We start from the raw sequence: 26,980 nt of genomic DNA on the forward strand, positions 1-26,980 counted from the left end.
CTTACCCAAGTTACGCCTTAAATTTGGCTCAATTAGGGGCGCTTTGCATTTCAAATCTTTGTGCAACAAAGCCGATCTAACTCGACAATGATCAGGCTGCCACAGGCGGGAAACCATCTTCGGTTAAAGCTGCCACAATCTCAGACTCACTGACTGTCGATTCAACTTCAACTAGCTTAATCGCCACATCAATATTCACAGTGGCATTTTCATCCAGATCTTTAATCGTAGCCGTGACACTGCGCGCGCAGCCACCACAAGTCATATTTTCAATACGGAATTTCATGTTTAGCTCCATAGGATCGGTTTAAAAATTGATGTGAATACAGCGCATGTCAGTGCTGTTCAGTTCCGACACCCTGTTCAATCTGTTTTAAAATCTGGCAATCAGACTGTTCATTGCCGGCACACTGCTCAACCGATTGCTGTAAAATTAATAGCATATGCTGCATATCGGCAATTTTCTGTTGTAAAAACTGGATATGTTTTTGTGCCAGCTGTTTGACCTCACTACTCTGGCGTGAGCTGTTCAGCCACAGGCCGAGTAACTCTTTCATCTGCTCTGAAGAAAATCCCAGTTCACGTGCATGCTGGATAAAACTTAAGGTTTTAATGTCCGCGTCACTATAAACCCGATAACCTGTATCACTACGTTTCGGAGCCGGCAACAAACCAATGTCTTCATAATAACGAATCATTTTCGCAGAGATGCCGGACCGTTTTGCGGCCTGACCAATATTCATCATACTGACTCCTTAAACTGCACCGGTTGATAGGCTTTTAATCTCAAGGCATTGCTGACGACGAACACGGAGGATAGTGCCATCGCGCCTGCGGCAAACATTGGCGATAACAAGATGCCCCAGAATGGATATAGCACACCTGCAGCAATCGGAATTAAGGCAATATTATAGACAAAGGCCCAAAACAGGTTCTGTTTGATATTGCGCATGGTCGCCTGACTCAAGCCTATCCCCGTTGCCACATGCTGTAAATTGCCTGACATCAACACCACATCGGCTGCTTCAATCGCGACATCGGTACCGGTACCAATCGCCATACCGACATCGGCCTGTGCCAGTGCCGGCGCATCATTGATTCCATCTCCAACAAAAGTGAGCACACCATATTGCTGCTGGAGTTGACGTACTGCATCGACTTTTTCATGCGGCAAGACTTCGGCAATCACCTGATCGATTTTCAGCTGTTTGGCGATCGCCTGTGCGGTATGCTGGTGATCCCCGGTAATCATCGCCACTTTGAGGCCTTGGTCATGCAAGGCCTGAATCGCGCTATAAGTAGTTGGTTTAATCGGATCGGCTACTGCAATAATCGCAGCCAGTTTCTGATTAATCGCTACATATAAAGGACTACGACCCTGATCACCGAGCTTCTGTGCAGTGGCTCTAAACAGATCGACATTTAAGCCCAAGTCCTGCATCAGACGTTCTGCACCGATATGCAGCTGCTGACCAGCAACCTGTGCTTTTACCCCTGCACCAGTGATCGAATCAAAATCGGTCACTTTACTCAGTTCCAGTTCTTGCTCACGAGCAGCCTGAACAATGGCGTGGGCAATCGGATGTTCTGACTTGGCCTCCACTGAAGCGACGAGCTGTAATACGGTCTGCTGATTAAAATCTGCAGTGACTTCAAAGTCGGTCAGCAGCGGTTTTCCCTCAGTTAAGGTTCCGGTTTTATCCAGCGCGACGACTTTGGTTTGTTGCAGCAACTGTAAAGCTTCACCCTTACGGAATAGCACGCCCAGTTCTGCTGCACGTCCAGTTCCGACCATAATTGAGGTAGGAGTCGCCAGTCCCATCGCACATGGACAGGCAATAATCAGTACGGCGACTGCATTTACCAAGGCGTAGGTCAGATTCGGCTCAGGCCCAAACAGGAACCAGACCATAAAGGTCAAGGCCGCTAGCGCCATAACAGCCGGCACAAACCATAAAGTCACTTTATCAACCACGGCCTGAATCGGTAATTTTGAACCTTGTGCCTGTTCCACCATCTGAATAATCTGCGCCAGTACCGAATCCTGGCCGACCGCAGTAGCCTTGATTTGCAATGTTCCGTTCTGGTTTACCGTACCGCCGACAACCTGATCACCAGCCTGTTTGGCCACAGGTAAAGGCTCACCGCTAATCATCGCTTCATCGATATAACTTTGCCCGGCAACCACTTCACCATCGACGGCGACTTTTTCACCCGGGCGGATTTCAATCAGCATGCCTTGTTGTACATCGGCAATTGCCAGATCAACCCAGTGATTATTTTGTTGCACTCGGGCTGTTTTCGGCTGCAAACCGACCAGATACTGAATCGCTTCCGAGGTTTTACCTTTGGCTTTAGCTTCCAGATAACGCCCCAGTAAAATCAGCGCGACAATAACGGCGGCCGCTTCAAAGTACACATGCACGGTGGACTGCGGTAACAGCTGTGGAAAAAAGGTCGCAATACAGGAAAATCCGTAAGCTGCAATGGTTCCGACTGCGACCAGAGAATTCATATCTGGTGCCAGACGTAATAATGCCGGAATCCCATGCTGATAAAAACGCCGTCCCGGAATCATCAGCACCAAAGTGGTCAGCACAAACTGCAGATACCAGCTGTTCTGGGTTCCCAGCGTATAGGCAATAAAATGATGAAATGCCGGAATCAAGTGCGAGCCCATTTCCAGAATAAATACAGGCGCTGTCAGAATGACTGCAAGCCATAAATCTCGTTTCAGTTGTGCCGTTTCATTGGCTTTCTTTTCCTGAAAAGCATCATGGCTATCTGTCGACATATCCCTACCAGATTTTATGGTGGCCTGATAACCGGCTTTCTCCACCGCAGCAATCAAGGCCGGAATCTGGGCATGCGAGGCTTTCACCCAGGCAGTTTCGGTGGCCAGATTGACCTGTGCTTCGCTGACACCTTCTACTTTTAATAAAGCTTTTTCCACACGTGCCACACATGAAGCGCAAGTCATGCCTTCAATAGCCAGTTCAATGCGATCGCTCTGAATATCAAAACCGGCTTTTTGCACGGCTTGAGTCAGCTTGGACAATGGCACAGAATTGATCGCACTCACATGCGCCTTTTCAGTGGCCAGATTCACTTGTGCATCCAACACGCCTTCCACTTTTTTTAGGGCTTTTTCTACGCGAGCCACACAGGATGCACAGGTCATGCCTTCAATGTTCAAATCAAACTGTTGCGTCGGTACATCGAAACCGGATTTTTCAATTGCTTGAACCAGCGCAGCGGCAGCAATCGGCTGCTGGCTTTTAATAAAAGCTTTTTCAGTCGACAGGTTGACAGATGCCTCGACTACACCTTCAATTTTTTTCAAGGCTTTTTCCACCCGAGCGACACAGGAGGCACAGGTCATACCGCCAATCTGCACCTGCTGCTCATATAAGCGGTTGCTGTCTTGTTCTACCATGCCCATCTCCATGCCTCAACTCACTGTTGATGTTATAGCTTAAACATTCCCATCATGGTAAGGTCAAGTCCTTCATCTGACTATTTTAAAAATAATGCAGCGTCCTGCTGCGATTTAAAACTACCCAATAAAAAGCCCGAAGATGACTTCGGGCTTGTCTAACAGTGTTTAAAATATAAAATGCATCAATGTTATTCAGCAGAAATATCTTCAAACAGGATCGAAGACAGGTAACGTTCACCACCATCTGGCAAAATCACCACAATATTTTTACCGGCATTTTCAGGGCGAGCCGCCAATTGTGCCGCTGCTGCCATAGCCGCGCCACTTGAAATACCGACCAGGATACCTTCCTGAGCTGCTGTTTTACGTGCCCACTCGACTGCATCTGCACTATGAATGGCAATCACTTCATCAACGAGGTCTAGGTCCAAATTGCCTGGAATGAAGTTGGCACCGATCCCCTGAATTTTGTGTGGTCCAGGTGTAATGTCTTCACCGCGTTTGGCCTGACCAATAATTGCAGACTCAGCAGGTTCCACCGCCACAGAATATAAAGGCTTGTTTTTCACTTTTTCAAAGTAGCGTGAAATACCGGTAATGGTTCCACCCGTTCCGACACCTGCGACCAGAATATCGACATTGCCCGCAGTCGCTTCCCAGATTTCTGGGCCCGTAGTTTCTTCATGAATTTTAGGATTGGCCGGATTTTCAAACTGTTGTGGCAGGTAGTACAGTTCAGGATTTTCATTGACTAGACGTTGTGCTTCTTCAATCGCGCCTTTCATGCCTTTGGCCGGATCAGTCAGTACCAGATTGGCACCCAATGCTTTCACCACCTTACGGCGTTCAATACTCATACTTGAAGGCATAGTCAAAGTAATATCATAACCTTTGGCTGCCGCAACAAAAGCCAATGCAATCCCGGTATTACCGCTGGTTGGCTCGACAATATGCATACCGGGTTTGAGCTTGCCAGATTTTTCAGCATCATTAATCAACGCTGCACCTATACGACACTTGACTGAAAATGCCGGATTACGGCTTTCAATTTTCGCAAGTACAGTGGCAGGATCGGAAATCACACGATTAATACGAACAAGCGGTGTATTTCCAATCGCGTCTGCATTATTACTATAAACCGCTATACCTAAATTATTCGGTGTTGGAAAAGCTGAATCTGTACTCATGATGATATCCCTAATGTTATTGGTTCAAGTCGCTTAAACATCATACAAGCATTTTTTTTGCTTTGTAGATGTTTGATGAAACTTGCACTTCATTGCACGAATGTGAACTAAAATACTTTCTACACTATGCAATAAATTTATCTTATCTATCAATATTTAAAATATAATTTTAATTGATAATTCAATTCATTAAAAACCATAAAACTTAACTGTTTTTAGCAAGGTATTACGGGCTAAGACCCGTATAATTAGCGGGCTGTAACTTTATAATGGACATATTGAATGAAAACCGATTTTGAAATCACGACTATGCGCGATTCAGCAGAACAGGTCGTCGGCATTTTAAAATCTCTGGCCAATACCGACCGTCTTCTTATTTTATGTCATCTGTCTCAAGCGGAACTGAATGTTTCAGAAATTGAGGAAATAACTGAGATTAAACAGCCGACACTTTCCCAGCAGCTCATGATGTTGCGCAAAAGCGATGTGGTAGATACCCGGCGCGACGGCAAACAGATTTATTATTCAATTAAAGATCAAAATTTGATTGTGGTCTTAAATACCCTTTATCAATTGTATTGTGGCAATCCAGCTAAATAAAGAATCTTTCTTTTTTCAGTCATCAAGATAAGTTTCTTTAAACTCTTATTGAGGTCGTTCTACACCACTAAGATCACGATCATAGAGTTTTTTAAATGATCTACGACTGACCCAGATGTTTCATTTTAAACATGATTCATCAAGAATCTAGATCAGCTAAGACTTCTTAGCAGAATTTGTGCATAATATATCTATATTTGTGATTTAGACCTTTTTATGCCAAATTCCAAGTCTAAACTTCTGCATAGACTGCCTGCCTGGGCATGGTTAAGCCACTACACGCCGGTCAAATTTAAGTCTGATGTGCTGGCTGCCCTGATTGTGGTGGCGATGCTGGTGCCTCAAGGGATGGCCTATGCCATGCTGGCAGGATTGCCGCCGATCATGGGCTTATACGCCAGCATCCTGCCGATGATCATTTATGCGCTGCTCGGTGGGAGTTCGACTTTATCGATTGGCCCCGTGGCCATCATTTCCATGATGACTTTTGCTACGCTCAATCCACTTTTTGAAGTCGACTCACCGGTCTATATCGAAGCTGCGACCTTATTGGCACTCATGGTCGGCATTATTTCCCTGCTTTTGGGATTATTCCGTTTTGGTTTTCTGATCCAGTTGATCAGTCATCCGGTGATCCAAAGCTTTATTATTGCCTCTGCCTTATTGATTGCTTTTGGGCAATTAAAGTTTTTGGTCGATCTTCCCTTAAAAGCCAATAACATTCCGGAGTTTGCCAGCAGTCTGCTGCAATACTTTCCGTTACTGCACGTACCGAGCCTGATTTTCGGCCTGCTTTCTATGGGTCTGCTGATTTATCTGCCCAAGTTATTAAAATCTCAGGCGGTACAAAGCCGTATCGGTTCTACAGATTTTTTAGTCCGTGCAGTGCCCCTGATTCTGGTGTGTCTCGGCATTGTGGCGATTGTCTTTCTGGATTTAAAGCTTCAGGGCATTAAAACGGTCGGTGCAATCCCATCCGGTTTCCCGCCCTTGTCCTTTCCACACTGGAACCTGGAACTGGTGATGACCTTGTTACCGGGTGCCAGCATGATCGCCATGATCAGTTTTGTGGAATCCTTGTCGATTGCTCAAGCGACAGCCTTACAGCAACGCAGTCATTTAAACAGTAATCAGGAACTGATTGCACTCGGCCTGGCCAATATCAGTGCAGGCGTAAGTTCAGCTTTTCCTGTGACGGGCAGCCTGTCGCGGACGGTGGTGAATGCCGATGCCGGTGCTAAATCACCCATGGCCGGTGTTTTATCCTCGATTCTGATTATTTTTGTGAGCCTGTTCTTTACCGGATTTTTTGAAGATTTGCCGCTGACCATTCTGGCCGCGACGATTATTGTTTCCATCTGGAAGCTGGTTAATTTCCAGCCATTTTTTGATGCTTGGCGTTATTCCAAGGCAGATGGTCTTGCCATGTGGATTACCTTTCTCGGCGTGGTCCTGATTGATATTTCCACAGGTTTGATTATTGGGATCGTGTCGACATTTGTGCTGATGCTATGGCGAATCAGCCGACCGCATATTGCGGTCGTCGGTCTGGTCGAAGGAACCCAGCATTTTCGCAATATTCAGCGGCATCAGGTCAGTACCTCCGATCGGGTGCTGTCACTGCGGATTGATGAGAATCTGACGTTTCTGAATGCCAATAGCTTCAAAGGTTATCTGATCAATGAGATCAGCCTGAATGACCAGCTGCAACATGTGATTATTAACTGTTCCAGCATCAGTGCGATTGATCTGAGTGCCTTGGAAATGCTGGAAGATTTAAATGCGGAACTGGCCAAACTGGATATTCGCCTGCATTTTGCCGAAGTTAAAGGTCCGGTCATGGACAAGCTGCAAGCTTCTAAATTGATGACGCATCTGAGCGGGCGCATTTATCTGACCCATTTTCAGGCGATTCAGGACTTGGCGCCAGAGATCTTTGAGCAGCATAAAGATTATACGATTTAAAACAGCAGATACTGGAACTTATGGCCGGAGATTCCAGCTGGTCATAAGTGCAGTTTTTTCTGAATTTTCAAATATAATTTGAATTTATCTATTTAACTTTGATATTTATTTCATGAATACAATTTTAAAAGCGCTGATTTATTCATCATTTTAGGAAGTTTTTCTTCAATATAAGCGCTGTTTTAAAGCAATTAGTTTTAGAATAAATCAACAATATCAATATCTTGGTTTTTATATAAAAATATATTTTAAGCCTTGTTTAAATTAAGTATAAAATAGCGCAACTTTTTCCCAAATTTAGCCCTCGTAATTTTCACAAGGCAACCTTATGTTTTCTGCCCTTATGCGCATGAGCTTAGTCTCTCGAATCATCATCGCCATTATTTTAGGTGTGGGTGTGGCTGTGGTATTTCCCGAAGCTACTCCCTCATTAAGCCTATTGGGCGACCTGTTTATTAAAGCCTTGAAGTCTGTTGCACCGATTCTGGTTTTCATTTTAGTTTTAGCTTCTATCGCGAATTTTAAGGTGGGTCAATCCAACACCCCCATCAAACCGATTATGATCATGTATGCAGTGGGTATGTTCCTTGCTGCACTGAGCGCTGTGGTGTCGAGCATCTTATTTCCAAGTACGCTGTTTCTGGATATCGCTGCACAAGCTGAATTACAGCCACCTAGCAGTCTGGTAGAAATCCTGAAGAATTTACTGCTCAGTTTTGTCGCCAACCCGGTTGTTGCAATTGCTGAAGCAAACTTTATTGGCATTCTGGCCTGGTCAGTAGCATTGGGCATTGCTTTCCGTCATGCATCGGATAGCACCAAGACGCTTTTGAATGATGCAGCCTTTGCAGTGAACTATGTGATTCGTTTAGTGATCAGCTTTGCACCTGTGGGTATTTTTGGTCTGGTTGCGGTGACTTTTGCTGAATCTGGTCTGGACACGCTGACGAGCTATGTACATTTGTTGACTGTATTGTTAGGCACAATGGTGTTTGTTGCACTGGTCATCAATCCGTTGCTTGTTGCTGCCGTTACTCGCAAAAATCCTTATCCACTGGTGTTCACCTGCTTACGTGAAAGTGGCATTACCGCCTTCTTTACCCGTAGTTCAGCAGCCAACATTCCGGTCAATCTGGACTTGGCAAAACGTCTGGGCGTCAAGGAATCAACTTCAAGTATCGCAATTCCTTTGGGTGCTACGATCAACATGGCAGGTGCTTCTGTGACCATTACTGTATTGTCATTGGCGGCTGTAAATACTTTGGGGATTAGCGTCGATTTCAGCACTATGCTCATTCTTTCTGTGGTGGCAACCGTTTCGGCATGTGGCGCTTCAGGGGTTGCAGGCGGTTCATTGTTACTGATTCCAGTTGCATGTGGCCTGTTTGGTATTTCTTCGGATATCGCCATGCAAGTCGTTGCGATTGGTATGGTCATCAGCGTATTACAGGATTCTACTGAAACCGCGCTAAACTCATCGACTGATGTTTTATTTACTGCAGCAGTAGACCGCGCATCAAATTGATTTTATATTGATTAATCAATATGTTTAGCCAATGATGTTGTTATGCCATTACAGCGTTTACCTACCTGGGTACAATTAGGGGCGTTTTTTCTTGCGGTCAATGCTGGCATGATTAACGTCCTGGGTCTGGTGACGGTACTGCACCAGTCTGTTTCACATATGACCGGCAATGTCAGCATGCTGGCCATGGCCCTGCTGAACTGGCAACCAGAACAGATGTTGTATCTCTTTTTGGTCACACTCTGCTATGTCATTGGTTCATCCTATAGCGGGCTCATTCTTGGAAATAGTCACTTTCGCCTGGGGCAACTTTATGGTTACCCTTTAAGCCTGGTGGCTATTTTTATTTTGATCTGCTGGTTATTATTGCCCTATTTCCCGCGCTACGCCTTGTTATGGGCCTGTGTTGCCATGGGTGTGCAAAATGCCATGGTTAGCCACTATAAAGGTGCCATCATTCGCACCACGCATTTATCTGGTGTACTGACCGACCTCGGCTTGGCGATGGGCTACCGGTTGCGCGGTTTGGAGGTAGAATCACGACGCGTGGTTTTGCATCTGCTTATTTTGCTCGGTTTTTTAAGCGGCGGCATTCTTGCCAGCTGGCTATATCCTTATTTAAAATTAAATGCATTCCTGATCCCGGCAGTGCTGAGTCTGGTTCTCAGTCTCATCTATTGGGTGATTTATTTACGTTATCGACATCAACACGACTAATATCTGGACATTCTCATGGTTAAAAATGCATTGCAGGCACAATTGTTAAAGGCAGGATTGGTCGACAATAAAAAAGCCAAAAAACTGTCTAAACAGGCTGTGCATGAAAAACGCACCGGTGACAGTACCGAGGCTGAAATCAAGGCCAAGATTGAACAAGACAAACAGCAAAAAATGGCCAAAGATCAGGCGATTGAGCAAGAGAAAAAAGCAGCTTTGCAGGAAAAAGAGCTGAAAGCCGCAATCATGCAAATGATTAACCAACATAAAATCCGTGATACTGACGGCGATGCGGTGTATCAGTTTATTGATGACAGCAAAATTAAAAAGGTCTATTTAAACCAACAGATCTATAATGCACTGGTGGCAGGCAGTCTGGTGATTGCACGTGAAAATGACAGCTATGCTTTCTTGCCTAAAGCTCTGGCAGAGCGTATCAATGCGAAAATGCAGGGCTTTATCATTGTGAATAATTCAGAGAAAAATGAAGAAACCACCGATGAAGAAGATCCATATGCAGCTTATGTTATTCCTGATGACTTGATGTGGTAAGCATCGCGATATCATTACTGAAATATCGAAGATCATAAACCGGCGAAGTCGCCGGTTTTTTATTTGTAGGCACTTTTATTGAACGATTTGCACCAATAGATATGTTTTAAAAAGTTATCCAATATTAAAAAATCTGATCCAAACCTATAAACTTGATCTAAATTTTTGATTGAAGAGAAAGATCGTTTGGAACAGTTTAATTTTATTCGGAATATTCAAGAATGGGCAAATCAGTACCCATGGCTGGAAATGCTATCTTCACTGAGTATTGTGATTTTACTGGCGATTCTTGCCAATCTATTTGCCAAACAGATTGTGGTACGCGGAATACGTCAACTGATTTCCAGAATGCCTTTTGCCAATAATCAGATTTTTGCTGAGCATAGCGTGATTCGCCGGATTGCCAATATTGTTCCGGCAGTGGTGATCATGAACGGGATTACCACGGTACCGCATTTATCTGACAAGGTTGAGTCCTTTGTGCAAATGGGGGCACAGGCTTTTATCTTCCTGACGATTGCCCTGGCTCTTGGTGAATTACTGAATATTTTTAACCTGGTCTATCAGCGTAATCCCAAGTCACGTAACAAACCGATTAAAGGTTATTTGCAGCTGGTCAAACTGATTATCTTTATTGTCTGTGGCCTGATGATTCTCGGCACTTTCCTGAAAAAGGATGTCTTTACCTTGCTGGCTGGCTTCGGTGCCATGGCCGCGGTGTTGATGCTGGTCTTTCAAAATACCATTTTGTCACTGGTGGCGTCAGTGCAGATTTCATCTTATGACATGGTGCGGATTGGCGACTGGATCGAAATGCCCTCGCTGAATGCGGACGGCGATGTCATTGATATGTCATTACATACCATTACGGTACAGAACTTTGATAAAACGGTGACCACCATTCCGACCAATAAACTGGTGACGGATACCTTTAAAAACTGGCGTGGTATGCAGGAAGCCGGTGCGCGCCGGATCAAACGCTCGATTCATATTGATCAAAGCAGCGTGCATTTTATGTCGGCTGAAGAACAGAACAAGCTGAAAAATTTTATTCTGCTCGATCAGTACCTGAATACCAAATCAGAAGAGCTGGAACAATTTAACCTGCAACTGAGTCATCATTCGCAATATAACCAGCGTCGTCTCACCAATCTGGGAACTTTCCGTGCCTATGTAGAGTTTTATCTGCAACAACATTCGGGCATTAGTAAAAATCATTCCCTGATGGTGCGCCAATTGCAGCCAACCAGTGAGGGTTTACCATTAGAGATTTATGCCTTTACTAATACCACCGCCTGGGTGGAGTATGAAAATATCCAGTCGGATATCATGGATCATCTGCTGGCGATTATTCCGGAATTTGGATTAAAGGTCTATCAAGCGCCTTCAGGTCTTGATTTAAAGGAAGCATTTACTCAACCGTCTTCTATTATTACTTAAATACAAGTCATCCAATCTCAAGCCTGAGGTGCTGCTGCATTTCAGGCTTTTTTATTTCCTCATCTATTTAAAACCTGACTGGCATAAATCTGGCTTTAGTTTAATTTTTATAATCCAAGTTTTAATTGAGTGAATCATTTTGTGGCAATTTCACCCAATTACGGGCTTAAAAAAACAGAATCCTTTATAATTCCCGAAAAGCAAAATGCATGATAAGAGTACGATAATGTTTCGATGGCTTGAAAGACTGGTTGACCCCTATCCCACCAAAAATCTGAACCAACCTTTACCGACCAAGTTTTTTCCATTTGTCTGGCGGGCAGCCTATGGAGTCCGCCGTTATTTGCTGATTCTGGTACTGTGTACTGCCGGTGCTGCCAGCTTCGAAGCTTTTCTGTATTCAAAAATTGGTGAGCTGGTGAACTGGCTCAGTAAAAGCCAGCCCGATACTTTTCTGGAACAGCATGCTAGCAATTTAACCTTACTGAGTATTGTTCTTCTGGCCAATATTTTTTTCGCTAGCGCCCAATCCCTAATTAAGCATCAGATTTTGTATAGCAATTTCCCGATGCGTTTACGCTGGCGCTTTCATAATCTGCTCATGAAACAAAGCCTGGATTTTTTCCACAATGATTTTGCCGGACGATTATCGGCCAAAGTTATGCAAACCGCTCTGGCAGTACGCGAATTCTGGGTCATTCTGGGTGACATGCTGGCTTATGTGCTGATTTATTTCATCACCATCAATATTGTTTTGGGTGCAATTTCACCCTTGCTGATCATTCCATTGATGGTCTGGCTAGCCTTGTTTATCTGTGCAGCGTGTTATTTCATTCCACGTTTGAGCAAAATTTCCAATGCTCAGGCGGATGCCCGTGCCGTCATGACCGGGCGTATTACGGATGCCTATACCAATATTCAGACCGTGAAGCTGTTTGCTCATGCCGGCCGTGAAAGTCAGTATGCCAAGACCTCTATGCAGGAATTTATGGTAACGGTATATAAACAGATGCGTCTGGGAGCCCAATACGAAATCAGTATTTTACTGCTGAGTGTAGTGTTATATGGCGGCGTACTGGGTACTGCGATCTGGTTGTGGATGGAAGGTCAGGCCGAGCTGGGCATTATTGCTGCAACTACAGCAATGGTACTGAAACTGAACAGTATTGCCGAATTTATGATGTGGCAGACCTCTGCCCTGTTTGAAAATGTCGGTACCATTCAGGATGGTATGAAAACTTTAGGCCGCAAAATTGCCATTGAAGATAAACCGGGTGCCAAAGAGCTACAGCTCAATCACGGTGAAATTAAATTCGAAAATGTCAGCTTTGCCTATAATGATAAAAACGTGATTGATCAGTTTAATCTGACCATTCGCCCAGGTGAAAAAATTGGTATTGTCGGCCGTTCAGGTGCAGGGAAATCTACCCTGATTCAACTGTTGCTGCATTTTTATCATATTAACCAGGGTCGTATCTTGATTGATGGTCAGGATATTGACGATGTGACTCAGGACAGTTTGCGCAAGAATATTGCATTAGTGACTCAAGATACTTCACTGCTACATCGCACTGTCGCGGAAAACATTAAATATGGTCGTCCAGATGCGACTGATGAAGAAATGTTTGAAGCTGTGCGTAAAGCCAAAGCAGAAGAATTTATTCCTAATCTGACGGATTTGCGTGGCAAAAAAGGCTATGAAGCCTATGTCGGTGAACGTGGCGTGAAACTTTCCGGCGGACAGCGTCAGCGAATTGCAATTGCACGTGTATTCCTGAAAGATGCGCCGATTCTGATTCTGGATGAAGCGACCAGTGCGCTGGATTCTGAAGTCGAAGCAGCAATTCAAAACAGTCTGGACGACTTGATGCAAGGTAAAACCGTGATTGCAATTGCGCATCGCCTGTCTACCATTGCCCAGATGGATCGTCTGATTGTACTGGATCAAGGTCGAATCGCCGAGCAAGGCACGCATGATGAACTGGTGGCATTAAATGGCATCTATGCCCAACTTTGGCAGCGTCAAACTGGTGGCATGCTGATTCAGCAACAGGTCAAAGCATCAAAAGATCATGAATAATATGATCTGTAGAAGATTTCAAAACTTCTGATCATTTGCTCGTCCTTAATATTGAACAGGTCTGGAAAAAGGAAAACTTTGCCAGACCTCTCTTTTTAAAATTTTCTCTACAGATGAACAGCAAGTTGCCATCTATCTGGTATTTTAATGAAATGACATAACTCTCTAGTTCTGAAAGCTCTCTGAAGAAGTCCTATTCAATGCTTAAGCAATTTCCTTGTCCTTAGTCAGCCAATGCAGAGATGTGTCCGGTTCAATAAAATAATTTTAATTTCATCAATAAAATTATGTGGTTTAAATTGATTTTAATGCTGAATTTAGACTAATCTGCCAGTGGCAGAGTCACAATCGCCAAAATTTTGTCCAACAATTTTAATGAAAAATTTGGCGGCTTCATGCCAATATCTATTTATAAATAAAAAAATTTGAATGAGTGCAACGGATCGCGCATGAAAACAATTGCTCCACGCCAAGACCAAGGAATTCCAGGTGTTTACGGTCTCCTGCTTCTCGATGTCATTTCCCGCTGGGGTTATAACAATGAATCGCTTTTCCAACCTTTTAGCCTGACCAGTGAACAGTTGGCAGATCCTGATTTTCGTATTCCAACCCCTGTCGCCAACGAACTGGTCAAATATGCCCTGAAACTGACCGGAGAGCCGACCTTGGGTTATCATCTCGGCACACAGATGCGGATCTCGATTCATGGCTTTATTGGCTATGCGATTATGACGGCGAATAATATTACCGATGCGCTGGTACTGGCGAATCGATTTATTCAACTTCGTTTACCCTTCCTGCAACTGTTTTTCTCGACTTTTGGTGCTAAAGCCACGGTACAGCTGCAAACCGATATTCAGCTTGAACCGCTGCGCACCGAAATTTCCATTGCCTTGATGATTGGTCTGATCAGTATGGCCAAAGCCATTACAGGCGTTACCGATGCCACGGGAGAAATCGACTTCGATTTTAAGAAGCCGGAAGGTTTTGAACGCTTTATGGCGAAGTTTCCAACGCATCAGTTCCGTTTTGAACAACCGCATTTAATTCTGAGCTTTGATAAAAGTTACCTGATGAATAAGCTGGTGCACGCCGATCCGATTGCCAGCCAGATTGCGATTAACCAGTGTGAAACGGAACTTTCTGCCTTGGGCGAACGGCATCGGATTGCGATGCGCGTCCGAGATATCTTGACCCATGCCGAGCAGCATTATCTGAGTATTGAAAGTGTGGCAGATCGCTTACACATGTCTGACCGCACCTTAAAACGTCAACTCGCCGCCGAAGGCACCTCCTTTTCTACCCTAGTCGATGAAGTTCGTTACCGGCATGCCACCTCATTATTGTCCCGGACAGATTTTACTCTGGAACAGATTGCCGATGAACTGGGTTATAGTGATGTCGCCAATTTTAGCCGGGCGTTTAAACGCTGGAGTGGCCGCAGCCCGAGCAACTGGCGCAAAGATCCTTATTTATAAAGGAGCATAAGCCTTTTGTTTTTCTTAAAAAGAATGTATAAAACATGTCAAAAATGATCTTAAGATTTTTAAGGAGTTATCAATGAATCATCCTGCAGAATTAAAGTACGCAAGTACACATGAATGGGTCCGCATTGAGGGTGATCTTGTTGTGACCGGTATTTCCGACCATGCACAGGATGCGTTAGGCGATTTGGTCTATGTCGAAGCACCAGATCTTGATTCACATATCACTGCGGGCGAACAAGCTGGCGTGGTTGAATCAGTAAAAACAGCTTCTGATATTCATGCGCCGGTGTCTGGTGTGGTAGTTGAAATCAATCCTGATCTTGAAGATGATCCTGATTTCATTAATGACGACCCATATGGCAAAGGCTGGATTTATAAAATCAAGCCAGACAATATGGCAGATGTCGAAAAGCTGCTTTCCAATACAGAATATGAAGCTGGCCTCTAAACTGGTCTAAGATTCAGATAATCAGCCTCCGGGCTGATTTTTTTATTAAAGATTAATCGTTGTATTTCCCAGTTCAAATTAAATTTCATGCATTTATCATGAAATATCATTGTATTTTTCACTTATTTTTCACTTATTTTTCCTAAAGTCTTGCTCATATCCATTTCGCTCCTGAATAGGTCGCGCTTATTTATAACAATAATTTCCCATGCTGAGCCCAGCGTCTTACAGCATATCATTTTAGGAAAATCATGAACGCCAATGCAGCGCCATTATGGACCAAGTCATTTGTGCTTTGTCTGGCCAACAACCTGTTTTTATTTATTTTCTATTTTGCGCAAACCACAATTTTGCCGATTTATATCTTAAAAGAATTAGGCGGCAACCTGACCCAGGCGGGGCTGGCCATGACTTTGTTTATGGTCTCTGCCATTGCAGTGCGACCTTTTAGCGGTTTAATTATCGAAAAATTTGGGGTACGTAGAACCCTGATTATTTCTGAAGTGTTCTTTAGCCTGTTTTCACTTACTTATCTGTTGGCAGATCAAGTCACGATTCTGTTTATCATCCGTTTCTTACATGGCATCTGGTTCAGTATCTTGACCACAGTTTGCGTGCCTGTTGTGAACCAGTTTATTCCGGAGCAGCGTAAAGGTGAAGGCATGGGCTATTTTGTCATGTCGGTTAATCTGGGGATTGTCTTAGGTCCGTTAATAGGTCTAAGCCTGATGGAATACTGGTCTTATTTTCAGGTCAGTATGCTATTGATCGTCTTGGTTTTTATCGGATTTGCCTTCTGTTTTTTGATTCCGGTCAAAGAACCTGAAAAAATCATCAAAAATACCAATAAGAAAACCTCGCTTGAGCTGACAGATTTTGTGGAAAAGAAAGTGCTGCCTGTCGCAGTATTGGCCATGCTGATTTCTTTTTCTTATGCGAGCATCATGTCTTTTATCGCACCCTTCGCAGCCAGCAAGGATTTAATGGCCTATGCAGGTTTATTCTTTGTGGTTTTTGCGATTTCCATGATGAGCTTACGGCCGATCACCGGAAAGATTTATGATCGTAAAGGCCCGCAATATGTGATTTATCCGGCATTGCTGGCTTTTAGTTCGGGTTTATTTTTACTGAGCCAGATTCAGAGCTTATGGGGATTTATGCTGGCTGCGGTCATGGTTGGTGTGGGCTTTGGTAGTGTGCAGCCGTGTATTCAAACTTTGGCGATTCAATGTGCGCCCAAGCATCGAATTGGCTATGCAACTTCAACTTTTTATACGTTTTATGACCTGGGTATTGCCATCGGTTCACTGCTGATTGGTGCCATCATTGCAGCTTACAGTTATCAGTTTGCTTTTCTACTGTGTGGTATTTTAACCTTAAGCAGTATTGTTTATTTTAAGCTGATGGTACAACGCAAAACCGTCTAATTTTATGGATTGAATTGAATAATAAATAAGATAAATAAAAACAGGCAGAAAATTCTGCCTGTGATTTTTTGAATAACTATTTATTCTGACACCAAAGTATTCTCTGCTTCTTTCTCATCCGCTTTTGGATCTTGCATCATGGTGAATTGGGTTGCTTCACTAGCTGGTGCAGTACTGTCCTGACGATTGCTTTTCAGCTTGATCTGCAGGCGTAACTCATTGGTAGAATCGGCATTGCGCAAGGCTTCTTCATAGGAAATGGCGCCTTGGTTATACAGGTCAAATAAGGCTTGGTCAAAAGTCTGCATGCCCAGTTCACGGGATTTCGCCATAATGGCTTTCAGCTCATGGAATTCACCTTTCAGAATCAAGTCTGAAATCAGTGGTGTATTTAACATGATTTCAATCGCTGCCCGACGGCCCTTACCATCCTGAGTACGGATTAAACGCTGTGAAATAATCGCCTTCATATTGGATGACAAATCCATCAATAATTGGTTCCGGCGTTCTTCCGGGAAGAAGTTAATAATCCGGTCCAAAGTCTGGTTGGCATTGTTCGAGTGCAGCGTTCCCAGACACAGATGTCCGGTTTCAGCAAAAGCAATTGCATGTTCCATGGTTTCAGTATCGCGAATTTCCCCAATCAGAATTACATCTGGCGCCTGACGCAAGGTATTTTTTAGCGCGTTATGCCAAGAATGGCAGTCCACTCCGACTTCACGATGAGTAATCATGGATTTTTTATGCTTGTGCACATATTCCACTGGATCTTCTACAGTGATGATATGCCCGGCCGAATTTTCATTACGGTAGTCAATCATTGCAGCTAATGAGGTTGATTTACCTGAACCGGTTCCACCGACCACCAGCACCAGTCCGCGTTTTTCCATAATCACATGTTTGAGTGACTCAGGCAGTTTAAGCTTCTGGAAATTTGGAATTTCTGCAGTAATAGTACGAATCACCATACCAACATTAAGTTGTTGTACAAACACATTTACCCGAAAACGGGAAACACCTGGCACGGTGATGGCAAAATTGCACTCAAGTTCAGTTTCAAATTCTTTACGCTGTTTATCATTCATCAGGCTGTAGGCAAACAGCTTAGTTTTTTCAGCGGTGAGTTCCTGCTGTCCAAAAGGTTTCATTAAGCCTTGATGTTTAATACTCGGTGGAAAATCAGCCGTAATAAATAAATCCGAACCGCCATATTCCACCACCTTGGTCAGCATGTGATGCATGAATTTTTTTGCTTCGTCCAATAATTCTACCGTGAACATCTTTTCCCCCAGAAATGCACAACTGCACAAATCTCAATCTTAGATTTATGCCAAAATATTTTGATTTCATTGTGCAGCGTTTTTTAAAAAGCCTCAAACACATTTGATTTATAAAGAAAATATTTTAAAGTTTTTATGTGATTTACTTCAATAAAAATGAAATTAACCTGCAATATGTACGCTTTTTTAAAGCAACTCTGCTCAAAAAGAAGATTGTCATTTAAATGGTAAAACTCTATCAGACGACTCATTATTTGTCCTTTAAGACATATAGAGTATTATTTTTCTTTCCTTATGATTACCAACTTCCCTATTTTTTATGTACCAATTTCGGTTCTATCACATGTAATAATGACTTATGAAAAATAGGACAATGTTTATAAAAATTGAACAAAACCGTGGAACATTATTTAAATATTGAGCGTGGAATGTGATAGATCATTAAAAAAGCCCAGGCACAGATGCTTGGGCTTTTTAAGTCAATATAAGATATTGTTATTAAAATAAAAAGTTCTTAATTTCGAATAACGTGTATTATGTTAATTTTAGAAAATCTTAATCTTTAGCTAACATAATCATCAGTTGATATCACTTGAGCATATGCAAATTCAAAAGCGGCCATTAATGTTGCATGAACATGGCCCGCAGGTACTTTAACGCCATTAAATTCAAGGTCTAGTGTTGCACAAGCATCATGAATAACTTTTACCTTATAACCAAAATCAGAAGCAGCACGAACAGCAGCATCAACACACATATGGCTCATAGCACCAATCACGACTAACTCAGTCACTTGATTGCTATCTAAAATTTCTTTGAGATTCGTATTTAAGAACGCATTGATGTGATTTTTAATGATCACAGATTCATCTTCTTGCGGCTTAACTGTGTCCTGAAATTCAATACCATTTGAGCTAGGTTCAAATATAGGCGATTCAGCATTAGCAATATGTTGAACATGAATCACTTGAGTACCCTGTTGACGGGCCTTCGCAATTACTTTCACTGCATTAGCAGCAGCGTGTTCAATATTTACCAATGGTAATTTACCTGTAGGTAGATATTCATTTTGTAAGTCGATAACTAATAAAGCTGATTTTGACATATCTATTCCTTTACTTAACTAATATTTGTTTTGTTCTGCTTAGGATTTTAAAGAAGTGGAAGCATTCCACTTCTTTAAGTTACTCTAGAAAGAAAGCGTTTCACCATCGATAGGAATTAACACCTTATCTTGAATCCCTTTGTCTTCTACATATTCTGCAAGTTGAGCACGTGTTACCGACATGTGGTTAATGGCATCCATATGAACCGCGACAATTTTAGCATTAGGTGCTTTTTGGGTTGCACGATAAGTATCTTCTTTGCCCATAATAATAGATTCTTTAAAGCCATCAACCAAGGCGTTACCTGTATTCAAGACAATCACATCAGGTTTAAATGTTTGAATCGCTTGATCAACTTCAGAACGCCAGATGGTATCTCCTGCCACATAAACAGTTTCATGGCCAGCAGCTTCAAATATCACACCCATTGCTTCACCTAATCCAGCTTTAAGCTTAGGAATACGGTGCATCGCATCAGTACCATGTTGACCACCAGTTTTAGTGAGCTTAATCCCTTCAAAGGTCGCTTGCGTTAATACACGAACATCTTTGAAGCCTTGTGACTGAATGACTTTCTGGTCTTCTTTATTTTGTACAAACACTGGCATGTTGTTCGGAATAGTCGCTTGTGCTGCATCATCCCAATGATCTAAATGGGTATGGGTCACGATTACCGCATCTACACCTTCTAAAATCGTTTCGGGCTTGATAGGTAAATCGACTAATGGGTTCCGTAAATAGCTACGATGAGTATCAGGGAAACCTTCATAGAACCCTTTTTTAGCAAACATTGGGTCAATTAAAAAAGTCGTATCAGCATAGGTTACTTTAATCGTTGCATTGCGAATTTCTTGTATATGCGTAACTTTAGAAGTATCTCGCTGAACCACCTTATCATTCGCATATAAATGGACTGAAGCCATTGCCAGAGAGAGTGCAATAACAGAGCTACTTAAAATTTTATTCATGTTCCAGATCCAATCATTGAGTCATACTCGAATCATGATAGGAAAAATCAAATAATAAAATTGTCCTTAAGGACAATCATCGAAACTATTGGGACAACATGCTATATTTGTTATTTTAGAGAGGTAGATCGAATGGCCATACCAGTGATTGGATTATTCGTTTATCCCAATATAAATCCATTTCACTTCTCTATCCCCCATATCATTTTCAATATCAAGATTGAAGATAAACGCTTATTTGATCTGAGAATTTTTTCTATAGATGGCCAACCCGTAAAAACAGAACAGTCTATGATGATTATCCCTGATGGTGGGATTGAACTCATTAAAGAGTCGGATCTTATTATTATTCCTGGATGGGATGATTTTAATCATGAGCCTGAACAAGTACTTATCGATGCCCTAAATTGTGCATATCAGACTGGAATTAGAATTGTAGGGTTATGCTATGGAACTTATGCATTGGCATATGCTGGTTTACTTGATCATAAAAAAGCAGCTACGCACTGGATGGCTGAACAAGATTTTAGTGAGCGATTTCCACAGGTTCAGCTTGATCATGATGCCTTGTATGTAGAAGACCAAAGGATCGTAACCTCTGCAGGAACAGGCGCAGCGTTAGACTGCTGCTTGTACTTGGTACGTGAAATCTATAGTGCACAAATTGCAAATAAAGTTTCTAGAGTAATGGTAATTCCGCCTCACCGTGAAGGTGGGCAAGCTCAGTTTATTGAACAGCCAGTAGCAGAGTCGAGCCAGGATGCACAAATTAACCTATTACTTGATTTTTTAAGAAAGAATTTAGCTTTACAACATAATATTGAAAGCCTAGCTGAACGGACACATATGACACGTAGGACGTTCACACGGCATTTTAAGAAAGCGACAGGTATGACCTTAGTCGATTGGCTGAATACTGAAAGAATCAGATTAAGTTGTGAACTCTTAGAAACAACAAACTTGTCTATCGAAAAGATAACCGAGCTTTCAGGTTTTAATAATACCGTGTCATTTAGAAAAAATTTTCGTGAAAAATATGGTACCAGCCCTCAAGCATGGAGAAAAGCTTTTGGGATCATTAATGAGAATAATCCGCCCCATTTAACATAATGGGCATTATATGAAATAAATTTTTAAATAGTGTTACTTATCAAATACTTAAATCAATAAACCCGAAACCAGAAAGATCAAAAAATAGACTTTTTAACAACTCGTATTTTTTTAATCATGTTTGTAATATTTTGCCAATAAAATTGATCACTTTTTAATCGAATCGAGGATTTTTTCAATGGCCCGGTCTTCCTAAGGCCAAAACTGTCCCCAATTTCTGGAGATAAAATTTAAGTATATATTATGCACATCTTAGCAAAAATTAATCTCGACCTTTGCGTCTATTTATTCATTATATTTTTAAACTGTTTAATGAGCAATTTTAAACATCAAGGTAAATTTCCTCATTAACTTTTTCTGTCCTTCCCCAATCAACTGAGGAAAGACATCATGCAGTTTTAAGCACTACGCTTCAAACCTTCTAGTCGTAGTGAGTCAGTCATATTTAACAATAGTTGTTCTGTTTTTGTCCAGCCCAGACATCCATCAGTTACAGACTGACCATAAGTCATTTGCTCAGAAATTTTCTGGTTGCCATCTACCAAATGACTTTCTAGCATTACGCCACGAACATTGGTCTGTAAGCGTTCTGCTACGATCTGTTCCAGTACTTCAGGCTGTAGCATCGGATTTTTCGAGCTATTGCCATGACTACAGTCAATCACCAATGCCGGTAAGTCGATCTGATGTTTGGCCCGGATTTTCTCAATTTCTGACAATTGGTAATTTGGTCCGCTATTCGAGCCACGTAAAATCAAATGTGCTTTCGGATTACCTTGCGAGTGTAAAATGCATGGCAAACCTGACTGACTCATACCCAGGAATTGATGTGGATGAGAGGCAGACTGAATGGCATCTAGTGCAATCTGGATCGAACCATCAGTACCATTTTTGAAACCGATGCTGTACGGCATATGGCTGGAAATTTCGCGATGAATTTGCGATTCGCTGGTACGTGCGCCAATAGCGCCCCAAGCTAGTAAGTCATCGAAATAAGCAGTTGCCATCGGGCTGAGGATTTCAGAGGCAATCGGCAGACCCATTTCAATGATTTTGAGGTATAAGTCACGGGATTTTTCCAAGCCCAATTGCATATTGGATGAACCATCCAGATTTGGATCGTAAAGGAAACCTTTCCAGCCTACCGTAGTCCGTGGTTTTTCGATATAAGCACGCATCACCAGGAAAATCTGATCAGATAGCTGTGACTGAAGCTGTTTTAATTTTTCTGCATAGTCTAGCGCGGAGGCTTCATCATGAATGGAACATGGGCCTGTGACCACCATCAAACGATGATCCTTGCCTTCTAATATATTTTGAATGGTTTGACGATGTTCAGCGACTTGGCTGGCCAATTGCGGAGACAGTGGCAATTGCTGCTTAAGCTGCTGAGGTAAAATTAAAATGCTTTCAGCATGATGTTGTTGTGATGTATTTGAAGTATTCATGACTTTAATCCTGGGACTGGCAATCAGTCCAAACTTTTATTTGAGCGCTATGGGTCTAATCGAAGGTGTTGTGAGTGTCATTAGCTGACTAAAATAAGACCAATAAAAGTTGTTAAAGTATGAATAGTTAAAGTTTGTCATGGCTGTCTCCAAAATATTGTAAAAAATGAAAGGCATAAAAAAACCTGATCAGGGTTGCCGATCAGGTATAAACTGGTGGGCAACCTTTTCATTGCCCAAACGCATTCAGGCAATTAGCTAAACTGCCAGAAATAAAAATATGCGTTTGAAATGATAGGTTGCTTTAACATGTTATGTCTTTCATAAAATGTGATTCTGAAATTAAAATACGCGCTCTGTGATCATTTGACAAGCATTAAATATAAAAAAATATTTATCAACTTTTCTACTTTTATTTATCGATTCATCAAACCTTGATATGTATCACAAAAATTGGTAAAACCCGCAAACCTATCGCGGGTTTTACCAATGAAACTTCAGTTTAATCCAAAGATTAAAAATTAACGTGAAACACGATTCCAGGCATCACGCACTGCAAATTTAGCCTGTTCCCAGTTTAAACGTGATTCGCCTTTTATTTGTTCCCATTTCAGTCTCAGATCAGGTTCTACATCTTCAAAACGGGTATGAGCATCATAACTGCCACGGTTTTCATAACCGACTCGGTAGGCCGTATCATAATCACGGTCATAATCCAGATCGCTATAGGTAGTACGGGCATCTGAATAGTATGGCGTATTGATCGAATTATCACGCCAGTAAGCCTGTTCTTCTGTTGGATTTATAGCTTCGCCTACACCTTTACCTGCCAGACCACCAACAACAGCACCGACTACACCACCAACAGCGACACCGACTGGACCGCCTGCAGCACCAATGGCTGCACCAGCTGCTGCGCCACCTGCAGCACCGACACCTGTACCCACAGGATGAGCACCAGGTTCACCAGTAATTGGATCAGCATTTAAATCATCGCGGACATCTTTAGGCGCATTCTTAATTACATCACGATCAAAATTATCATTCGACATAGAGCTTATCCTTATTCTTTAAAATGGTTTTATCACGTATTTTCATACGTCCTATTTAATATAAGCATCTGGCATGTAATGACATTAGCAGGCGTGTGTTGTTTCAGTGACTCTCTGTGAGGCTTTCATGCACTAATGTATCCTGAATCAAGTGAAAGCCGCATAAAAAAGACCGGATTGGTACCGGTCTTTTTTAGATTAAAACAGCTTAGTCAAAATGAATGACTGTACGGATCGACTTGCCTTCATGCATCAGGTCAAAAGCTTCATTGATCTGATCTAATGGCATGGTATGTGTCACAAAAGGCTCAAGTTGAATTTCACCTTTCATGGATTGCTCTACCATTCCCGGCAATTGTGAACGGCCTTTCACCCCACCAAACGCAGTACCCATCCATTTACGACCTGTGACTAACTGGAATGGACGGGTTGAAATTTCTTTACCTGCACCGGCTACTCCAATAATCACTGATTGACCCCAGCCACGGTGCGCACATTCTAATGCTGAACGCATTACATCTACATTACCGATACATTCGAATGAATGGTCTACACCCCAACCAGTCATTTCGACGATCACTTGCTGGATCGGCTGATCATAGTCTTTTGGATTCAGGAAATCTGTCGCACCAAACTGTTTCGCCAGTTCAAATTTATCCGGATTGGTATCAATCACAATGATACGGCCAGCTTTAGCCTGACGTGCGCCTTGTACTACAGCAAGCCCAATACCACCTAAACCAAATACTGCAACACTGTCACCTTCCTGAACTTTCGCCGTGTTATGTACCGCACCAATACCAGTAGTCACACCACAGCCCAGCAGGCAAACATGCTCATGGTTGGCTTCAGGATTAATTTTCGCCAGAGAAACTTCAGCTACCACAGTATATTCAGAAAAAGTTGAACAACCCATATAGTGATAGATCGGCTCGCCATTATAAGAGAAACGGGTCGTTCCATCTGGCATGACACCTTTACCTTGGGTCGCACGCACAGCAACACACAGGTTGGTCTTACCTGACTTACAGAACAAGCATTCGCCGCACTCAGCAGTATAAAGCGGAATCACGTGATCGCCCGGTTTCAGGCTGATAACACCTTCACCGACTTCAACGACCACACCCGCACCTTCATGACCCAAAATTGCAGGAAATACACCTTCAGGATCTTCACCAGACAAGGTAAATGCATCGGTATGACACACGCCTGTATGGCTAATTTTTACCAGTACTTCACCTGCTTTTGGTGGAGCAACATCCACTTCTACAATTTCTAATGGCTGGCCTGGACCAAACGCAACTGCTGCACGTGATTTCATGTAAAACTGTCCTTTTTTTGCTGATTTACAGATGACTAACAGTAACCTCTTTCTATTCGGAGATTCAACTATTAACATCACCAGATAAGGAATAAAAGATCCTATAATTAATGGAACATCAATGACTAAACCTTCGCCCTTTGTATGTTTGAGCATTTTTACTTTTAGCATCATGCTTTCTGGCTGTGAACTGGCTCCCAACACTGCTGAAGAAGCGAAAATCACGCCGGTTCGACCTGCGCACTGGATCGACAATCAACTTTCAAAACAACAGATCAATAGCGGTAAAACGGCTTTCTTGCCGCTCTATGATGGCTTTATGAGTATGGCAGCGCGTCTGCACCTGATTAACAAGGCCAAATATCATCTGGATCTACAGTATTACATCTGGAAGGATGATTATATTGGCAATATGATCTTGTCCCAGCTCTTAAAAGCTGCCGATCGCGGTGTCAAAGTGCGGGTTCAGATTGACGATCAAAATGGCACCCAGCTCGATGATAAGCTTCTTGCTCTAAGCCAACATCCAAATTTTGAAGTTCGAATTTTTAATCCCTATAAATTTCGTCATTTACGTGCGCTGGATTATGGCTTCCGGATGAAAAAGGTCAATCATCGTATGCACAATAAACTGATCATTGCAGACGGAACTGCAGCCGTGACCGGCGGCCGCAATATCAGCAGTGAATACTTTGATGCCAGTGAAGATTTTCAATTCACCGATGTGGATATATTCTTCGCGGGTCAAAGCGTAACAGATGCCAATCAGACCTTTATTAACTTCTGGAATGATGATCTGAGTTATGACGTTCGACAGGTGCTGAATGATGCCGGCCATCCTGAAATGCTTAAAAGGCTCAGAACTGAATTTGCACGTGAAGATGTCGATGAAACTGAACTCAAACGCCGGGTGGGCATTGCCGAGAAACAAGTCGAACAACACTTAAAAAAACAACCCATTCACTGGGCGCCGGCTTATTTTGTCGCGGATAGTCCCGCAAAAGCCCGTCCTCATGCCAAAAATGGCGATTATATTTATACCCATATGCTCGAATTGATGGGTGAGCCGAAAAAACATCTGGAACTGGTGTCCTCATATTTTATTCCCACGCAAAAAGGGGCCGACTATTTAACCCGTCGTGCGCAACAGGGGGTGAAAATCAGAATCCTGACCAACTCTTTTCAGGCCAATGATGTGGCCGCAGTGCATGCCTATTATCAGCAATATCGTCAGCAATTATTGAAAAGTGGCATCGAACTCTGGGAATTTAAACCCTACATTGTCCGGCCGGAACGCACCTGGTATGAAATTATGACCGGAGACATCATCCCGGCTAAAAACAAAAACAGCTCTAGTTTGCATGCCAAATTCTTTGATCTGGATGGCATGGTGTTTGTGGGTTCATTTAATTTTGATCCGCGTTCGGCCTATCTGAATACCGAAGTCGGTCTGGTCATTGAGTCGGAAGATTTTCAGAAGGAAATTGCCAGTGCGATGGATCAGTACTTACCACGCGTGGCTTATCAACTTAAGCTGAATGAAAAAAATGAAATGATTTGGCTAGAACATCAAAAAGATGGCCGTAGCATTCAACATCTACATGATCCGGAAACTACAAAATTCCAGCGTTTTATGATGAATCTGGTGACGGAATTTCCTGGTGAATGGCTAATGTAATGACATTGGAATGATCTCAAAATTACATGATATGGAAAGCCCGTATTTCGAGAATGGCTTCTTAAACTAACTTAGCCTAATCATCGTTTAAAAGGTTTTACAGTCTATTGCACTTACTTTAGAATTACACTTTTCTCGTATTTTGCGCTT

At 42.6% G+C, this 26,980-nt stretch carries 22 protein-coding genes; 12 read left to right on the forward strand and 10 right to left on the reverse strand.

Features of this window, described 5'->3' with window-relative positions; translation table 11 throughout:
• Positions 1–91: 91 nt before the first annotated feature.
• The 4 genes from PV763_RS08245 to cysK form a co-directional block, all read right to left on the reverse strand.
• Entirely contained in the window at positions 92–286 is a 195-nt protein-coding gene (locus PV763_RS08245) for a heavy-metal-associated domain-containing protein (protein WP_420937641.1), read from the reverse strand.
• A 49-nt stretch (positions 287–335) separates the two neighbouring features.
• Positions 336–743 (reverse strand): Cu(I)-responsive transcriptional regulator, encoded by a 408-nt coding sequence (gene cueR / locus PV763_RS08250; protein ID WP_004280407.1) that lies wholly within the window; start codon positions 741–743, stop codon positions 336–338.
• Positions 743–3,442, reverse strand: a complete 2,700-nt coding sequence (locus PV763_RS08255; protein WP_336019197.1) for a heavy metal translocating P-type ATPase — start codon at positions 3,440–3,442, stop codon at positions 743–745. The genes cueR and PV763_RS08255 overlap by 1 nt, the downstream gene beginning before the upstream one ends.
• A gap of 185 nt (positions 3,443–3,627) precedes the next feature.
• A complete protein-coding gene (gene cysK / locus PV763_RS08260) occupies positions 3,628–4,626 on the reverse strand; it encodes a cysteine synthase A (RefSeq protein ID WP_253114694.1) in 999 nt (332 codons plus the stop codon).
• 282 nt (positions 4,627–4,908) lie between these two features.
• On the opposite strand from cysK, the gene PV763_RS08265 reads away from it, so the two are divergent.
• The 10 genes from PV763_RS08265 to PV763_RS08310 all read left to right on the forward strand — a co-directional run bounded on the left by PV763_RS08265 (position 4,909) and on the right by PV763_RS08310 (position 16,867).
• Positions 4,909–5,226, forward strand: a complete 318-nt coding sequence (locus tag PV763_RS08265; protein ID WP_004280410.1) for an ArsR/SmtB family transcription factor — start codon at positions 4,909–4,911, stop codon at positions 5,224–5,226.
• 216 nt (positions 5,227–5,442) lie between these two features.
• Positions 5,443–7,191 carry a SulP family inorganic anion transporter gene (locus PV763_RS08270; protein ID WP_005246190.1) on the forward strand — a complete coding sequence of 583 codons (1,749 nt, stop codon included), beginning with the start codon at positions 5,443–5,445 and terminating at the stop codon, positions 7,189–7,191.
• A 328-nt stretch (positions 7,192–7,519) separates the two neighbouring features.
• Entirely contained in the window at positions 7,520–8,716 is a 1,197-nt protein-coding gene (sstT, locus tag PV763_RS08275; RefSeq protein WP_420937642.1) for a serine/threonine transporter SstT, read from the forward strand.
• A 42-nt stretch (positions 8,717–8,758) separates the two neighbouring features.
• Entirely contained in the window at positions 8,759–9,433 is a 675-nt protein-coding gene (locus PV763_RS08280) for a YoaK family protein (protein ID WP_262466475.1), read from the forward strand.
• A gap of 15 nt (positions 9,434–9,448) precedes the next feature.
• Entirely contained in the window at positions 9,449–9,985 is a 537-nt protein-coding gene (locus PV763_RS08285; RefSeq protein ID WP_420937643.1) for a DUF2058 domain-containing protein, read from the forward strand.
• 165 nt (positions 9,986–10,150) lie between these two features.
• Positions 10,151–11,425, forward strand: a complete 1,275-nt coding sequence (locus PV763_RS08290) for a mechanosensitive ion channel family protein (RefSeq protein WP_005266301.1) — start codon at positions 10,151–10,153, stop codon at positions 11,423–11,425.
• 226 nt (positions 11,426–11,651) lie between these two features.
• Entirely contained in the window at positions 11,652–13,505 is a 1,854-nt protein-coding gene (locus PV763_RS08295; protein WP_071850550.1) for an ABC transporter ATP-binding protein, read from the forward strand.
• Between the two features lie 449 nt (positions 13,506–13,954).
• Positions 13,955–14,983, forward strand: coding sequence for an AraC family transcriptional regulator (locus PV763_RS08300; protein WP_004280421.1), 1,029 nt, complete (start codon positions 13,955–13,957; stop codon positions 14,981–14,983).
• 82 nt (positions 14,984–15,065) lie between these two features.
• A complete protein-coding gene (gene gcvH, locus PV763_RS08305; RefSeq protein ID WP_004280423.1) occupies positions 15,066–15,440 on the forward strand; it encodes a glycine cleavage system protein GcvH in 375 nt (124 codons plus the stop codon).
• A 251-nt stretch (positions 15,441–15,691) separates the two neighbouring features.
• On the forward strand, positions 15,692–16,867 hold the full coding sequence (locus tag PV763_RS08310) for an MFS transporter (RefSeq protein ID WP_420937644.1): 1,176 nt from the start codon (positions 15,692–15,694) through the stop codon (positions 16,865–16,867).
• A gap of 80 nt (positions 16,868–16,947) precedes the next feature.
• Here PV763_RS08310 and PV763_RS08315 read toward each other — a convergent pair whose 3' ends face one another.
• The 3 genes from PV763_RS08315 to PV763_RS08325 all read right to left on the reverse strand — a co-directional run bounded on the left by PV763_RS08315 (position 16,948) and on the right by PV763_RS08325 (position 20,221).
• A complete protein-coding gene (locus PV763_RS08315) occupies positions 16,948–18,147 on the reverse strand; it encodes a PilT/PilU family type 4a pilus ATPase (protein ID WP_420937645.1) in 1,200 nt (399 codons plus the stop codon).
• 562 nt (positions 18,148–18,709) lie between these two features.
• Positions 18,710–19,252: a cysteine hydrolase family protein gene (locus PV763_RS08320; protein ID WP_313390264.1), complete on the reverse strand. Its 543-nt coding sequence runs from the start codon at positions 19,250–19,252 to the stop codon at positions 18,710–18,712.
• 84 nt (positions 19,253–19,336) lie between these two features.
• Positions 19,337–20,221 (reverse strand): MBL fold metallo-hydrolase, encoded by an 885-nt coding sequence (locus PV763_RS08325; RefSeq protein WP_420937646.1) that lies wholly within the window; start codon positions 20,219–20,221, stop codon positions 19,337–19,339.
• A 132-nt stretch (positions 20,222–20,353) separates the two neighbouring features.
• Between PV763_RS08325 and PV763_RS08330 the strand changes: the two genes are divergently transcribed.
• Entirely contained in the window at positions 20,354–21,331 is a 978-nt protein-coding gene (locus tag PV763_RS08330) for a GlxA family transcriptional regulator (protein WP_420937647.1), read from the forward strand.
• A gap of 398 nt (positions 21,332–21,729) precedes the next feature.
• Here PV763_RS08330 and PV763_RS08335 read toward each other — a convergent pair whose 3' ends face one another.
• From PV763_RS08335 to PV763_RS08345, 3 genes are all read right to left on the reverse strand, one after another.
• Positions 21,730–22,779: a 3-deoxy-7-phosphoheptulonate synthase gene (locus tag PV763_RS08335; protein WP_420937648.1), complete on the reverse strand. Its 1,050-nt coding sequence runs from the start codon at positions 22,777–22,779 to the stop codon at positions 21,730–21,732.
• 521 nt (positions 22,780–23,300) lie between these two features.
• Positions 23,301–23,831 (reverse strand): hypothetical protein, encoded by a 531-nt coding sequence (locus PV763_RS08340; protein ID WP_005246167.1) that lies wholly within the window; start codon positions 23,829–23,831, stop codon positions 23,301–23,303.
• 208 nt (positions 23,832–24,039) lie between these two features.
• Positions 24,040–25,152: an S-(hydroxymethyl)glutathione dehydrogenase/class III alcohol dehydrogenase gene (locus tag PV763_RS08345; RefSeq protein ID WP_005246164.1), complete on the reverse strand. Its 1,113-nt coding sequence runs from the start codon at positions 25,150–25,152 to the stop codon at positions 24,040–24,042.
• 121 nt (positions 25,153–25,273) lie between these two features.
• Here PV763_RS08345 and PV763_RS08350 point away from each other — a divergent pair, with 121 nt between their 5' ends.
• Positions 25,274–26,830 carry a phospholipase D family protein gene (locus PV763_RS08350; protein ID WP_039902233.1) on the forward strand — a complete coding sequence of 519 codons (1,557 nt, stop codon included), beginning with the start codon at positions 25,274–25,276 and terminating at the stop codon, positions 26,828–26,830.
• Positions 26,831–26,980 lie beyond the last annotated feature (150 nt).

Source organism: Acinetobacter sp. AS5, from assembly GCF_048957595.1.
GTDB lineage: Bacteria > Pseudomonadota > Gammaproteobacteria > Pseudomonadales > Moraxellaceae > Acinetobacter.

Bases quoted from the DNA above. Each gene is read 5' to 3' on its own strand.
- PV763_RS08280 (WP_262466475.1), top strand. From the start codon at position 8,759: ATGCCATTACAGCGTTTACCTACCTGGGTACAATTAGGGGCGTTTTTT.
- PV763_RS08320 (WP_313390264.1), bottom strand. From the start codon at position 19,252: ATGTCAAAATCAGCTTTATTAGTTATCGACTTACAAAATGAATATCTA.
- PV763_RS08315 (WP_420937645.1), bottom strand. From the start codon at position 18,147: ATGTTCACGGTAGAATTATTGGACGAAGCAAAAAAATTCATGCATCAC.
- PV763_RS08270 (WP_005246190.1), top strand. From the start codon at position 5,443: ATGCCAAATTCCAAGTCTAAACTTCTGCATAGACTGCCTGCCTGGGCA.
- cueR (WP_004280407.1), bottom strand. From the start codon at position 743: ATGAATATTGGTCAGGCCGCAAAACGGTCCGGCATCTCTGCGAAAATG.
- PV763_RS08285 (WP_420937643.1), top strand. From the start codon at position 9,449: ATGGTTAAAAATGCATTGCAGGCACAATTGTTAAAGGCAGGATTGGTC.
- PV763_RS08255 (WP_336019197.1), bottom strand. From the start codon at position 3,442: ATGGGCATGGTAGAACAAGACAGCAACCGCTTATATGAGCAGCAGGTG.
- PV763_RS08325 (WP_420937646.1), bottom strand. From the start codon at position 20,221: ATGAATAAAATTTTAAGTAGCTCTGTTATTGCACTCTCTCTGGCAATG.
- PV763_RS08300 (WP_004280421.1), top strand. From the start codon at position 13,955: ATGAAAACAATTGCTCCACGCCAAGACCAAGGAATTCCAGGTGTTTAC.
- gcvH (WP_004280423.1), top strand. From the start codon at position 15,066: ATGAATCATCCTGCAGAATTAAAGTACGCAAGTACACATGAATGGGTC.
- PV763_RS08340 (WP_005246167.1), bottom strand. From the start codon at position 23,831: ATGTCGAATGATAATTTTGATCGTGATGTAATTAAGAATGCGCCTAAA.
- PV763_RS08245 (WP_420937641.1), bottom strand. From the start codon at position 286: ATGAAATTCCGTATTGAAAATATGACTTGTGGTGGCTGCGCGCGCAGT.
- sstT (WP_420937642.1), top strand. From the start codon at position 7,520: ATGTTTTCTGCCCTTATGCGCATGAGCTTAGTCTCTCGAATCATCATC.
- PV763_RS08310 (WP_420937644.1), top strand. From the start codon at position 15,692: ATGAACGCCAATGCAGCGCCATTATGGACCAAGTCATTTGTGCTTTGT.
- PV763_RS08295 (WP_071850550.1), top strand. From the start codon at position 11,652: ATGTTTCGATGGCTTGAAAGACTGGTTGACCCCTATCCCACCAAAAAT.
- PV763_RS08335 (WP_420937648.1), bottom strand. From the start codon at position 22,779: ATGAATACTTCAAATACATCACAACAACATCATGCTGAAAGCATTTTA.
- PV763_RS08350 (WP_039902233.1), top strand. From the start codon at position 25,274: ATGACTAAACCTTCGCCCTTTGTATGTTTGAGCATTTTTACTTTTAGC.
- PV763_RS08330 (WP_420937647.1), top strand. From the start codon at position 20,354: ATGGCCATACCAGTGATTGGATTATTCGTTTATCCCAATATAAATCCA.
- PV763_RS08265 (WP_004280410.1), top strand. From the start codon at position 4,909: ATGAAAACCGATTTTGAAATCACGACTATGCGCGATTCAGCAGAACAG.
- cysK (WP_253114694.1), bottom strand. From the start codon at position 4,626: ATGAGTACAGATTCAGCTTTTCCAACACCGAATAATTTAGGTATAGCG.
- PV763_RS08345 (WP_005246164.1), bottom strand. From the start codon at position 25,152: ATGAAATCACGTGCAGCAGTTGCGTTTGGTCCAGGCCAGCCATTAGAA.